The sequence below is a fragment of the Pseudonocardia sp. MH-G8 genome (assembly GCF_002262885.1).
In the GTDB taxonomy this organism is placed as follows: Bacteria; Actinomycetota; Actinomycetes; order Mycobacteriales; family Pseudonocardiaceae; genus Pseudonocardia.
The window spans coordinates 167496-180152 of the sequence record NZ_NKYF01000012.1 but is presented as its reverse complement, the minus strand read 5'-3'; the positions used below and the strand labels follow the sequence as shown (position 1 = coordinate 180152).

Genomic DNA, 12657 nt, shown 5'->3' with positions numbered 1-12657 from the left:
GTTCTCCTTGTGATGGGTCATCGGTGACCCGTGGGTCAGACTTCGGCGTCCTCGCGCAGACGGCTCGCGAGGCCGCCGGGCTGCTCGCCTCGCCGACGCACGGCCTGCACGACCGGGACGACGATGATCGCGACGGCGACCAGGAGCAGGACCAGCGAGATCGGACGGGTGAGGAAGACCGTCATGTCGCCCCGGGAGATGTCGAGCGACTGCCGCAGGGAGTTCTCCATGAACGGGCCCAGGATCAGCGTCAGCACCAGCGGGGCGAGCGGGACGTCCAGGCGCCGGAAGGCGAGCCCGAGGATCCCGAACACGAACATCACGACGACATCGACCGTGCTGTTGTTGATGCTGTAGGAGCCCACGACCAGGAACACGATGATGATCGCGGTCAGCAACGGCTGCGGGATCTTGAGGATCATCGTCCAGATGCGGATCAGGGGGAGGTTGAGGACGAGGCAGACGATGTTGCCGATGAACAGGCTGGCGATCACCGCCCACGCCACGTGCGCATCGGTCTGGAAGAGCGTCGGTCCCGGCGTCAGCCCGTTCATGAGGAACGCGCCCATGAGCACGGCGATCGTGGGCGAACCCGGGATCCCGAGGGTGAACAGCGGGATCAGAGCGGCGTTCGCGTGGGCGTTGTTGGCCGACTCCGGGCTGGCGACGCCCTGGATCGCACCCTTGCCGAGCATCTCCTTGTTGCGCCCGAGCTTGCGCTCGGCACCGTAGGCCAGCAGCGAACTGGCCGATCCGGTGACGCCGGGAACCAGACCCAGCAGGAAGCCGATGAGGCTGCCGCGGCCGATGGCGCCGGCGCTGTCGCGCAGGTCCTGGCGGCCCGGCAGCAGCCTGCCGACCGTGACCTGGGCGCTGGCCTGGCGCTTCTCGAGGAGCGTCGCGAGGATCTCGCCGAGACCGAACAACCCGACGAGCACGGCGACGAACTCGACACCGTCGAAGAAGTGCGCGATGCCGAAGGTGAACCGGGGCGCACCCTCGACGGGGTCGATGCCGACCATCGCGAGGAGGAGGCCGACGGCCGCGGAGATCAGGGCCTTGGTCATCGACTTCCCGGCGAGCCCCACGAGCAGGGACATGCCCAGGATCATCAGCGCGAAGAACTCCGGCGGCCCGATCCGCAGGCCCAGCGACGCGAGCGGCGCCGCCGCGATGACCAGACCGATCGTGGCAATTGTGCCACCGACGAACGAGCCGATGGCCGCGATCCCCAGCGCGATGCCGGCGCGGCCCTTCTTCGTCATCTCGTAGCCGTCGAGGACCGTGATGGCCGAGGACGCCTCACCCGGCGTGTTGATCAGGACCGACGTGATCGTGCCGCCGTACTGGGACCCGTAGAAGATCGCCGCCAGCATGATGATGGCGCCGGTCGGATCGAGCTCCATCGTGAGCGGGATGAGGATGGCGGTGCCGGCCACCGGACCCACTCCGGGGAGCACACCGATGAGCGTGCCCAGCATGCAGCCGGCCACGACCAGGAGCAGGTTCTCGACCGTCAGTACGGCGGCGAACCCGGCGAGGAGGTGCGAGATGTCCACGTCTCACAACCCCCACTGGGACAGGAACGGCACCGAGGCGGTCGGCAGGTAGACCTGCAGGACGTTGGCGAACACCGTGTAGATGCCGAACCCGGCCACGAGCGCCACCACGACCGACTCGAGCCAGCGCCTGCGCCCGACCACGAGCAGCAGGAACAGCACGAGCGCGGTGATCGCCAGCTGGTAGCCGACCACGTCGAGCAGCAGGATCGCGACGAGCAGCCCACCGAGGACGAGCCCGACCGCGAGCCGGCCGCCGGGTGGCACGGGCTCGGCGGCGTGGATGTTCCTGCCGCGGGCGGCCTGCACCCCCCAGATCACGCCGAGCAGCACGAGGAGCGCCCCGAGCCACAGCGGGAAGAATCCCGGGCCCGGTCCCCGGTCCCAGTACCCCAGCGCGAGGGCGCCGACGAAGGCACCGAGCCCGAGGACGAGTACGGCGGTGGCGGCCACGAGCTCCGCGACCCGCGAACCGCTCGCCGGTGGATCGGACGGCGGTGGTGCGGGCGCCTCGCCGGCCGACGGGCCGGTATGCACGCGTTCCATGCGCCACACCTCCTGCACTCTTCGCTGAGCGGGTCCGGGCGCTGGTGCCGTGCCGCCGTCGCCATCATTGCGGACACGTGTAGCCAGCTGTGTACAACAGGATGCCAGATGCTTGCACGGTGTCCACGCTCGGTCAACAGCGCGCGTCCGCACGGGCCCGTTCACCCGCTTTGAACCATGTGGTGGTCCTCATGGACCACTCTATGGTTCACTCATCGGCGTGGAACCCCGGGTGCGGTCGGTCGCACGTGCCTTCGACCTGCTCGAGCTCTTCGACCACCGCAGGCCCCACCTGCGACTGAAGGAGATCGCCGAGCTCAGCGGCCTCCCCAAGACCACCGCGGTGCGGCTGCTGGCCGACCTGGTCGAGCGCGGCGTCGTCGCGATCTCCCCGGACGGCCACTACACGGTGGGCGCGACGCTGCTCGGGTGGGTTCGGCTGTCGGCCACGCTGTGGCGGGTCGACGAGCAGACGACCGAGGTGATGCGCGAGCTCGTGCACCGCCACGGCGAGACGGTCAACGTGTACGTCCGCCAGGACCTCACGCGGGTGTCGATCGCCCAGGAGGAGGGCACCGCGACCGTGCGCAACGTCGTCGAGGTGGGCAGGCCGATGCCGCTCACGGCCGGAGCCGCGTCGTACGTGCTCCTCGCGGCGAACCCGGAGGTCGTCGACCGCCTCGTCGCGGCCGACCCGGAGCTGGACGGCGGCCGGCTGCGCGAGCGGGTGGCCGGGGCTGCCCGGAACGGCTACGCGATCAGCGACGGCGACCGGGAGATCGGCGCCGCAGCCGCGGCCGTCGCCGTGCACTCGCGGCGCGACGGGCGGGTGCTCGCCGCCCTGTCGATGTCCGGGCCGAGCTCGCGGTTCACCGGTGAACGGCGGGAAGCGGGCCTCGCCGGGCTGCGCGCGGCGGCACGGACCGTCTCCGATGCGGGCATGGGACACGTCGAAGGGCTGCTGTGACCGACACACCGAACTCGGGCCCGGGCACCGGGCTGCTCGAAGGCCTGCGCGTGCTGGACCTGACCAACGTCCTCGCCGGGCCGTACGCCGCCTACCAGCTGGCCCTGATGGGCGCCGACGTCATCAAGGTCGAGACGCCGCACGGCGGGGATCTGGCCCGCAGGCTCGGCGCCTCCCCCGCGCTCAGCGACGCGGACATGGGCGCCTCCTTCCTCGCCCAGAACGCCGCGAAGCGCTCGATCGCGCTCGACCTCAAGGACGAGCGGGGCAAGGCGGCCTTCCGCGGGCTCGTCGAGCGCAGCGCGGTCGTCGTGGAGAACTTCCGCCCCGGCGTCATGCAGCGCCTCGGCCTGGGCGCCGACGAGCTGCGCCGGATCAACCCGTCGCTCGTCTACTGCGCGATCTCCGGGTTCGGGCAGACCGGTCCGATGCGCGGCAGGCCCGCCTACGACCAGATCGTCCAGGGGCTCTCCGGGCTCATGTCCGTCACCGGCACCCCGGAGGCGGCCCCGCTGCGCGTCGGCGCGCCCGTGTGCGACACGCTCGGCGGCCTCGCGGCCGCCATGAGCATCGCGGCCGCACTCGTACGCCGGCAACGGACCGGGGAGGGCGCCCACCTCGACGTGTCGATGCTCGAAGCCGGCCTGACGGCGATGGGCTGGGTGGTCTCCGACCAGCTCGTCGCCGGTCAGGAACCGGTCCCGATGGGCAACGAGAACCGCACCGCGGCGCCGTCGGGCACCTTCGCCACCGCCGACGGGCACCTCAACATCGCCGCGAACAAGCAGGAGCAGTACGAGGCGCTGTGCGCCGTCCTGGGACGGCCCGATCTGCTGATCGACGCGCGGTTCACCACCCGGGAGCAGCGCAAGAAGCACCGCACCGCACTCAAAGCCGAGCTGGAGCAGACCCTGCTCGCACGGTCGGCGGCCCGGTGGGATGCACTGCTGACCGCAGCAGGGGTGCCCGCCGCGCCGGTGGCGACGGTCGCCCAGGCGCTGGAGTCCCCGCAGTTGGCGGCGCGCGGGCTGGTGGCCGAGCTTCCGCTGCCGGTCGCCGGGCGGACCAGCGTGCAGGTGCTCGGCGGTCCGGTGCACGTGGACGGCGCGCCGGTGCAGCCCACCGCCCCTCCACCGCGTCTCGGGGAGCACACCCGCGAGATCCTGGCCGAGCTCGGCTGGACGCCCGCGGAGATCGATGCCCTCGTCCCGGCAGGAGGTCCGGTGTAATGGAGCGCTCGACGTGGTGGACGACGGCCGTCAGCGACATCGAGCCCGGGAGCATCCGCTACCGCGGCTATCCGGTCGAGGAGGTCATCGACGGGGCGTCGTTCGCGTCGACGATCTGGCTGCTGCTGCGCGGCGAGCTGCCCTCCCCCGCTCAGGCGCGGCTGCTGGAGCGCGCGCTGGTCGCGGGCGCCGACCACGGACCGCAGGCGCCATCGATCGCGATCGCCCGCATGGCGATGACGTGCGGGGTCGGCGTCAACAACGCGATGGCGTCCGCGATCAACGTGCTCGGCGACGTGCACGGCGGCGCGGGCGAGCAGCTCATGGAGCTCCTCGCCGACCTGGTGGACGCCGACGACCTCCCCGCCGCTGTCGCGGACGTGCGCGGACGGCTGCGCTACATCCCTGGCTTCGGGCACCGGTTCCACCCGCGCGACCCCCGCCGGGACCCGCTCGTGGGCGCGGTGACCCGGGCCGTCACCGACGGCGTGGTCGCGGGGCGGCACCTGCGGGTCGCGCTCGAGATCGAGCGGCAGCTGTCCGAGGGCCGGGAGCGGGCGGTGCCGATGAACATCGACGGCGCCACGGCGATCATCTACGCCGAACTCGGGTTCGCGCCCGCGCTCGGCCGCGGCCTGTTCGTCCTGTCCCGCGCCGTGGGCGCGCTGGCCCACGCGTGGGAGGAATCGGGCTCGGGGGCCCGCAACAAGGGCCCGGTGCCGCGCGACCAGCTCGCCGCCTACGCGGGCCCACCGCCGCGACACCTGGAGCCGCGCGGGAAGTGACCGTCCTCGCTACTCCCGCGGGGCCTTCACCGCCAGCACCGGGCACTCGGCTTCGAGCAGGATCCGCTGGGCGGTGCTCCCGAACAGCAGCTTGCCGGTGGCGGTGCGGCGGCGCAGGCCGATGACGATCGCGGCCGCACCGGCCTGCTCGGCGGCCCGCAGGACGCCGTCGGCGCCGTCGCCTGCGCCGACCTCCTGACGCACCTCGTAGGGCACGCCAGCCTCGTCGAGCACCGCACGTGCGGCGGCGAGGTCCGCGTCCGAGGCCATCCGGCGGTCGATGCGCTGGTCCCCGCTCACGGCGTTGACCAGGAGGACGGACTCGCCGTGCGTCCTGCTCTCGACGGCGGCCGCGTCCAGCGCCGCACGCCCCTCCGGGGTGGGGACGAACCCGACGACGATGGTCATGCGATCTCCTCCTGTGTCAGGGGCGGGCCGGGCCCACGGTCACCAGCGTCTCCTCGGTCATCTCCTCGATGGCGTAGCGCGGGCCCTCCACCCCGGTGCCGCTGGCCTTGACCCCGCCGAACGGCATGAGGTCCACGCGGCTGCTCGAGGTCTCGTTGATGTGCACCGTGCCCACCCGCAGCTGCTGAGCCGCGGTGAGGGCGCTGTCGAGGTCCGCGGTGAAGACGCCGGCAGCCAGGCCGAAGGGGGTGTCGTTCGCCTCCGCGACCGCTTCGGCCAGGGTGTCGAACGGGCGCAGGACGACCACCGGCCCGAAGACCTCGTTCGTCATCACCGTCATGTCCCGCGAGACGTTCCCGAGGATCGTCGGCGTGATCACCGAGCCCTCGCGCGTGCCACCGTGCACGAGCTCGGCGCCGCCCTCGACCGCCGCGGTCACCCAGGACTCGATGCGGTCCGCCGCACCGGTCGAGATCACGGGCCCGACGAACGTCTCGGGCAGGCGCGGGTCACCCACGACCCGGTCCGCGACGCCGCGGGCCACGAGCGCGCCGAACTCCGCCATGACCTCGCGCTGCACGTAGAGCCGCTGCACCGAGGTGCACACCTGGCCCGCCTTGCGGAAGGCGGCGTTGACGCACAGCCCGGCCGCGGCCTCCAGCGCCGCGTCCGCGCAGACGATCGTGCTCGCGAGGCTGCCCAGCTCCAGCTGGGTGCGGCGGATGCCGACGATGCGGGCGATGTGCTCGCCCACCCGGGTGCTGCCGGTGAAGGCGTAGAAGGCGGGTACCGGGTGCTCGAGCAGCGCCTGACCGACCTCGGCGCCCCCGGGCAGCAGCGCGATCAGCCCTTCCGGCACGCCGGCGTCGAGCAGCAGCTCCACCAGGAGCACCGCCGTCAGCGGTGTCTCCGGCGCCGGCTTGAGGACGATGCCGTTGCCCGCCGCGAGGGCGGGGCCGACCTTGTGGCACACCGTGTTGACCGGCGCGTTGAACGGCGTGATCGCGCAGACCACGCCGAGCGGCTTGCGCAGGGTGAACCCGATCCGGCCGCGTACGCCGGGCCCGCCCTCGACGGGCACCATGCGCCCGGCCAGGCGCTTGGCCTCCTCGCCGCACAGCTGCAACGTCTCAATGGCCCGGTCGACCTCGCGCCCGGCGTCGGTGAGGGTGAACCCGGTGTCGGCCACCACCGCGTCGACGAGGCGGTCGCGCCGCTCCCGCATCAGCGCCGAGGCGGCCATCAGGACGGCGCCCCGCTCGTACCCGGTCTGGCGCACGGACGCCTGGGCCGCCGCGACCGCACGCACGGCCCGGTCGACCTGCGCGCGGTCCGGGACGTGGACCTGCGCCAGCTCCGCGCCGTCGAACTTGTCGTGCAGCGGTTGCGTGCTCGCGCCCTCGCGCCACGCGCCGTCGGAGAACAGGAGTGCCTGCGTGGGAAGGGGCATCAGAACTGGGCCTCGTACTGGGCGGGGTCGATGACGGCTTCGACGACGAGTGGGCGGGTGAGGTCGTTGATGCCCGCGGTGGCGCGCTCGAGCTCGGCCACCGAGGTGACGCGCACGCCGTCGCAGTCCATCGACTCCGCGAGCTTCACCAGGTCGGTCGCCTCGATCCGGGTGGCCGTGCTCGGGTAGCCGGCCACCGCCTGCTTGAGCTCGATGCGGTTGAGGCTCTCGTCGACGAACACGACCACCGCGAGGTTCGCCCCGACGCTCGCCGCCAGCCTCATCTCGGTAGCGGCCATCGCGAACCCGCCGTCCCCGACGAGACCGGCGACGGGCCGGTCCGGGAAGGCCAGCTTGGCCGCGATCGCCGCGGGAACGCCGAACCCCATCGACGACAGCCCGTTGGACATGAGCACGCCCCGCGGCGACGGCGTGGCCCAGCCCTGCCCGACGAGCAGCTTGTGCGAACCGACGTCGCACGCGACGACGGCATCGTCGTTCATCGCACCGCGCACGACGTCGAGGACGTCGGTGGGGTTGAGGCGATCGGTCACGCGCCCCGAGTAGTAGACCTCGCGCAGGCGGGCGCGGTGCGCCGCGACGTCGCCGGGGTCCGTGCGGGGCTCGCCGCGCCACTCGTCGGCCATCCACCGCAGGACGTCCGCGATGCCACCGACCAGCTCGAGGTCGGCCTGGTAGACCTGGTCGGTGTTGGGCACGGCGTCGACGTGCAGCACCGGCACGGCAAGCGACCACGGCTTGATCAGCTCGACGGCGTCGAAGCCGACGGCCACCACGAGGTCGCTCGCGGCGAGCAGGTCCCACATGACCTTGTTGCAGGCCATGTCGAGCACGCCCGCGAAGTACGGGTGGTCCTCGGGCACCACGCCCTTGGCCATCGGCGACACGACGACCGGGGCACCGACGGTCTCCGCGAGGGCGACGAGCTCCTTGGTCGCCTCGCCCCGCACGGCGCCGATCCCGGCCAGGATCACGGGCCTGCGGCTGCGGGCCAGGCGGGCCACCGGATCCGGGGTGTCGCCGCCGTGCCCGTGCACCTGGACGCCCAGGGAGCGCGCTTCCAGCGGGGGCAGCGCCACCGGTTCGTCCGGGGCCTGGGCCTTGAAGACGTCGCCGCCGACGGTGAGGTGCACGGCGCCCGGACGTTCGGCGACCGCCGTGCGCATCGCCTTGCGGAGCGTGGGCCCCACGGCCGCGGTCTCCAGCCTCCCCGCCCACTTGGTGATCGACCCGAACAGCCGCCCGTGGTCCACGACCTGGTGGGTGAAGAACTGCTCGCGGGCCGCCTCGATCTGTCCGGAGATCGCCAGCATCGGTACGCGGTCCCACTGGGCGGCGGCGACCCCGTTGACCAGCGCCGTCGAACCCGGGCCGAGCGTGGACACGCACACGCCGAGGTCTCCGGTGGCCTGCGCCATGCCCTCGGCCATGAACGCGGCGGTGCCCTCGCGGCGCCCCAGCACGATCTCGGTGCCTTGCAGCCGCAGCGCCTCGAGGAACTCCACCGTGGGGTCGCCGGGATAGGTGAACACGTGCGAGACCCCGGCCTCGGCCAGGTACTCGGCGACCACTGCCGCAACGGTTCGGCTCACCGACATCCACCTCACCAACTCGTCAACGTCGTCGTCTCCGGTCCGCCCGCGTTCGGCGGCGTGGTGGGCGGAGCCTAACAGCTCGGTATACATCTGCACACGCTCGGATGCTGCCGTGCGCCGCGGGGCGAGCCCGGACGGCGAGCAGGAAAGGGCATGACGATGCCGCCGACCGGCGGTGCAGGTCGGCGGCAGGCGGGAACTCAGTCCTCGTTCTCCCAGAGCTTCAGGCGGATGTCGCGCGCCTCGCTGAAGTGCCGGCCCGCCACCTCGGCGGCGCGGTCGCCGTCGCGCGCCTCGATGGCGGCGACGAGCTCGGCGTGCTGCTCCACCGTCTCCTCCCAGCGCCCCTCGTAAGAGAGCGTGGTGAGCGGGAAGCGACCCAGCTGCACCTCGACCCGCTGGAGCAGGTCGATGAGCGCGAGCTGGTGGGTGGACTGCCAGACGATGCTGTGGAAGCTCCGGTTGGCGGCGACCCGGCCACGCGCGTCGAGCTCGGTGGCGTTCACGTAGCGCCGGTGGGCCTGGTGCAGCGCGATGATGTCGTTGTTGGTGCGCCGCTCGGCGGCGGCGCGGCCGCACTGCGCCTCGAGCAGGATGCGCACCTCGTAGATGTCGAGCACCTCGCCGGGCGTACGGTCTCGCACCACGAGCCCGGACGCCGTGCGGAGCACGAGACCGTCCTGCTCGAGCCGGGTGAGGGCCTGGCGGATGGGGGTGCGACTGACCCGGAAGGTCTGGGCGAGCGAGGTCTCGACGAGGTGCTCGCCGGGTTGGAGATCACCCAGGTAGATCGATTCCTTGAGCTGGGCGTAGGGATCGAGGGCATTACCGCCACGCACGGCCCCGGCCACGGTCACCTCGCCTTCCCGGAGCGCCCGATCGCTCCGCGTATGCAGGAGGATACAGGACGGCCGACACAGGTCATCGGCTCCGTATCTCGGCCGCGAGCACGGCCGGAAGCAGGTGGTCGACCGCCATCACGATGTCCGGACACAGCTGTATGCCCTCGTATGCGGAACCGGCTCCTGCGGGCGGTCGGGTCCCGGGAACCACCGCGTGCCCGCGAACGACCTCTCCTCTCGGGAGCAGGAGGAGGGGACGTGTTCGCATCGACCGCGCTGTCGCTGGTGTTCACCGTCGTGTTCGTGGTGACCGGCGCCTACTCGCTGGTGCGCCTCGCGCTGCTCACCGCCGGGGCCGGGCCGGGCGGCGACCGGCTCGCGGAGCTGTCGCACCTGCTCATGAGCCTGGCGATGGTCGGGATGGCGACGGGGTGGACAGGGGGACCCACCAGTGCCGGCGGGGTCCTGCAGCTCGTGCTGTTCGGGTTGCTGACCGTGTGGTTCCTCGGCCGCCTCGCGCTCCCCGCGCCCGGGCACGCACGGGTCGGGGACGCCTACCACCTCGTCATGGTCGCCGCGATGGTGTGGATGGTGGCGGCGATGCCGCAGCTGATGGGCATGACCGGTTCAGCCACGGCCGCGGGGGGTGGTGCGCACGCCCACCACCACGGCGGCGGTACCGCCGAGGCGCTCACCCCGCACGCCGTGGCCTCCGCGACCCCGCCGTGGGTGCTCGCCGTGAACGGTGCCTTCGTGGTCCTGCTCGCAGCCGCGGCCGTGTTGTGGAGCGTCCGCGCGGTGCGACCGAGGACCGGGGCCGACGCCTGCGCGGGACCCCCGCCCGGCGCCGGTGCCGTCGCCACCCGCGCCGTCCCGACGGGTTTCGCCCGGCTCACCGGCCCGCGCACCGACGCCTGTTGCCACCTGCTGATGAGCATCGGGATGGGCGCGATGCTCCTCGCGATGTGATGAGCCGCCCTGCACCCGCCGACCGATTTCCGGAGGTTCTCGCGTGACCGACACCCTCGACGCCGATCCGGCAGCCGGCGTCGCACCGGCGTCGACCGACGTCGCCCGGTCCCGTGGTGACTGGTGGTGGTCCGGGCTGCGGCCGCTGGTGCTGCGCCTGCACTTCTTCGTGGGGATCTTCGTCGGACCGTTCCTCCTCGTCGCCGCCACGACCGGCCTGCTCTACACGATCACCCCGCAGCTCGAGTCGCTCGTGCACCACGACGCCCTGACGGTGCCCGCGGTCGGGACCGCCCAGGTGCCACTGCGCGAGCAGGTGGTGGCGGCGGCCGCGGCCGTACCGGACGGGACGGTCACCGAGATCCGTCCACCCCGCTCCCCCGACGGCACGACCCGGGTCACGTTCGACGCCCCGGGCGTCGAGGAGGAGTACTCGCGCACCGCCTTCGTCGACCCCTACACCGGCCAGGTCCGCGCCGTCCTGGACACCTACGGCGAGTGGCTGCCCGTCCGCGCCTGGGTCGACGAGCTGCACCGCACCCTGCACCTCGGCCCGGTCGGGCGGCTCTACAGCGAGGTCGCCGCCAGCTGGCTCGGCGTCCTCGCACTGTCCGGTGGGGCCCTGTGGACCGCGCGGCGCCGCCGCCGCGCCCGCGTCCGGCGCACCCTGTTGCCGCAGGGGTCGGCCACCGGCCGCGTCCGGTTGCGCTCCTGGCACGGCGCGGTCGGACTGTGGGCGGCCGTCGGCATGCTGTTCCTCTCCGCCACCGGGTTGACGTGGTCGCAGTTCGCGGGTGCGAACGTCACCGCGCTGCGCGCGAGCCTCGACTGGTCCACGCCCACGGTCGCGACGGCCCTGCCCGCGCAGGGCGCCCCTTCCGACTCCGCCGATCCCGAAGTACTGGGCGCCACCGCCGACCGCGTCCTCGCCGCCGCCCGCGCCGCCGCGGTCTCCGACCAGGTCGCCCTCCTCCCGGGTGGTGACGGGGAGGCGTGGGTGGTCGGGCAGGTCCAGCGCTCCTGGCCGGAGAAGCAGGACTCGGTGGCCGTCGATCCCACCAGCGCCACGGTCGTCGACACGCTCCGCTTCGCCGACTGGCCGCTCGCGGCGAAGCTGGCGCGCTGGGGCGTCGATGCGCACATGGGCCTGCTGTTCGGCGTCGCCAACCAGGTCGCCCTCGCCGCGCTCGCCCTCGCCGTCCTCTGCCTGGTCGTCTGGGGCTACCGCATGTGGTGGTTGCGCCGCCCGACCCGCGGCGGCAGAGCCGGGCCGCCCGGCGGCGACCTGCGGCCCGGCCCCGGCGCGGTCCTGCTCGTCGGAGCGGTCGCCGTCGTGGCCGGGGTGTTCCTGCCCGTCCTCGGCGTGACGCTGCTGCTGTTCCTGCTCGCCGACATCGGCCGTCAGCAACTACGGGCCCGCCGGTCCGCGTCCCGCTAGCGACGCCTTCGGGCACGAACCCCCACCGGGTCAGCGACCACCCCGTCCACGCTCCCCCCAACGCCCCCGTCGACGGGCAGCGCGAATCAAGCGGCGCGACGGGACACGGGGGGTGCGCGAGCGCCCCTCGACCCTGCGCCCCGCCGTCGCCCTCGCCGGGGCCCTGCCTCGTAGGCCGGGTTGCCGTGGGCGCGCCGTCCCCGGCTCGACACCTCCTGCCCCACCCCGCCCGGGGTCTCACTCGCAGTAGGTCCGGCGCCGGGCTCGTCCTCAGCGCCGAGGGTGGCTGGGTTGGGTAGAAGCCACGAATATCGTGGTCGTCCGGGCGACCGTCCCCGACCTGGCCCAGGCCTGTTGTGGACGAGCCCGTCGCGGCCAGGTGCCACTCGACCGGCTGTGGTGCCGTTCCAGAACCCCTTCGACGACGGCCTTGATCAGCGAACGAGGGACATGAGCCGCACCCCTGCAGCTGGTGTCCCGATCCTGGCGATCATGGCCGGAAACACGCCTCGAACCGGCCCGATGATCATCGTGAGGGGGTGGATCGGGACCACCGCAAGGTGCGCATGCAAGCGGCAGCGACGGGCTCGTCCGGAACGGGCCTGGGCCCGCGCCGGGGACGGCCGCCCACCCAGCCCCGATATTCGGCAGTTGTGCCAACCCGCCACCCCGCCGACGGGCAGGGATCGGGGAACCCGGCCGACTGCGCGGAAGGCCAGGGCCCGGGGTATGAGGCAGTGGCCTCGAGCCGGGAACGGCGCGACCACAGGAGATTCCATGACGACGTAGACGTGAGAGGGGTTGGATCTTTCCTGAACCCCGATCACGTCTACCTGATCATGAAAAGC

At 72.7% G+C, this 12657-nt stretch carries 11 protein-coding genes; 5 read left to right on the top strand and 6 right to left on the bottom strand.

Annotated features, from left to right (window positions below; translation table 11 throughout):
- Positions 1 to 35: 35 nt before the first annotated feature.
- Both CFP66_RS25605 and CFP66_RS25600 read right to left on the bottom strand, forming a co-directional pair.
- The gene (locus CFP66_RS25605) at positions 36 to 1559 is read right to left on the bottom strand and encodes a tripartite tricarboxylate transporter permease (protein WP_094927709.1); all 1524 of its coding nucleotides are present in this window, start codon (positions 1557 to 1559) and stop codon (positions 36 to 38) included.
- 3 nt (positions 1560 to 1562) lie between these two features.
- Positions 1563 to 2105, bottom strand: coding sequence for a tripartite tricarboxylate transporter TctB family protein (locus tag CFP66_RS25600; RefSeq protein WP_094927708.1), 543 nt, complete (start codon positions 2103 to 2105; stop codon positions 1563 to 1565).
- A gap of 220 nt (positions 2106 to 2325) precedes the next feature.
- On the opposite strand from CFP66_RS25600, the gene CFP66_RS25595 reads away from it, so the two are divergent.
- Genes CFP66_RS25595 through CFP66_RS25585 form a run of 3 tightly spaced genes read left to right on the top strand, consistent with a single transcriptional unit; the run spans position 2326 to position 5086 of the window.
- Positions 2326 to 3072 (top strand): IclR family transcriptional regulator, encoded by a 747-nt coding sequence (locus CFP66_RS25595; protein WP_158228212.1) that lies wholly within the window; start codon positions 2326 to 2328, stop codon positions 3070 to 3072.
- A complete protein-coding gene (locus CFP66_RS25590) occupies positions 3069 to 4301 on the top strand; it encodes a CaiB/BaiF CoA-transferase family protein (protein WP_094927706.1) in 1233 nt (410 codons plus the stop codon). Before CFP66_RS25595 ends, CFP66_RS25590 begins: the two co-directional genes overlap by 4 nt.
- Positions 4301 to 5086, top strand: a complete 786-nt coding sequence (locus CFP66_RS25585) for a citryl-CoA lyase (RefSeq protein ID WP_094927705.1) — start codon at positions 4301 to 4303, stop codon at positions 5084 to 5086. The genes CFP66_RS25590 and CFP66_RS25585 overlap by 1 nt, the downstream gene beginning before the upstream one ends.
- Before the next feature lie 9 nt (positions 5087 to 5095).
- On the opposite strand, the gene CFP66_RS25580 is transcribed toward CFP66_RS25585, so the two are convergent.
- The 4 genes from CFP66_RS25580 to CFP66_RS25565 form a co-directional block, all read right to left on the bottom strand.
- Entirely contained in the window at positions 5096 to 5494 is a 399-nt protein-coding gene (locus CFP66_RS25580; protein ID WP_094927704.1) for a universal stress protein, read from the bottom strand.
- Between the two features lie 16 nt (positions 5495 to 5510).
- Positions 5511 to 6944 carry an aldehyde dehydrogenase family protein gene (locus CFP66_RS25575; RefSeq protein WP_094927703.1) on the bottom strand — a complete coding sequence of 478 codons (1434 nt, stop codon included), beginning with the start codon at positions 6942 to 6944 and terminating at the stop codon, positions 5511 to 5513.
- The gene (locus tag CFP66_RS25570; RefSeq protein WP_158228211.1) at positions 6944 to 8557 is read right to left on the bottom strand and encodes a thiamine pyrophosphate-binding protein; all 1614 of its coding nucleotides are present in this window, start codon (positions 8555 to 8557) and stop codon (positions 6944 to 6946) included. The genes CFP66_RS25575 and CFP66_RS25570 overlap by 1 nt, the downstream gene beginning before the upstream one ends.
- Before the next feature lie 203 nt (positions 8558 to 8760).
- On the bottom strand, positions 8761 to 9417 hold the full coding sequence (locus CFP66_RS25565; protein ID WP_094927701.1) for a GntR family transcriptional regulator: 657 nt from the start codon (positions 9415 to 9417) through the stop codon (positions 8761 to 8763).
- A gap of 243 nt (positions 9418 to 9660) precedes the next feature.
- Between CFP66_RS25565 and CFP66_RS25560 the strand changes: the two genes are divergently transcribed.
- Both CFP66_RS25560 and CFP66_RS25555 read left to right on the top strand, forming a co-directional pair.
- Positions 9661 to 10371 (top strand): DUF5134 domain-containing protein, encoded by a 711-nt coding sequence (locus CFP66_RS25560; RefSeq protein WP_158228210.1) that lies wholly within the window; start codon positions 9661 to 9663, stop codon positions 10369 to 10371.
- 43 nt (positions 10372 to 10414) lie between these two features.
- Complete coding sequence (locus CFP66_RS25555; protein ID WP_094927699.1) at positions 10415 to 11809, top strand: PepSY domain-containing protein; 1395 nt, start codon at positions 10415 to 10417, stop codon at positions 11807 to 11809.
- Positions 11810 to 12657 lie beyond the last annotated feature (848 nt).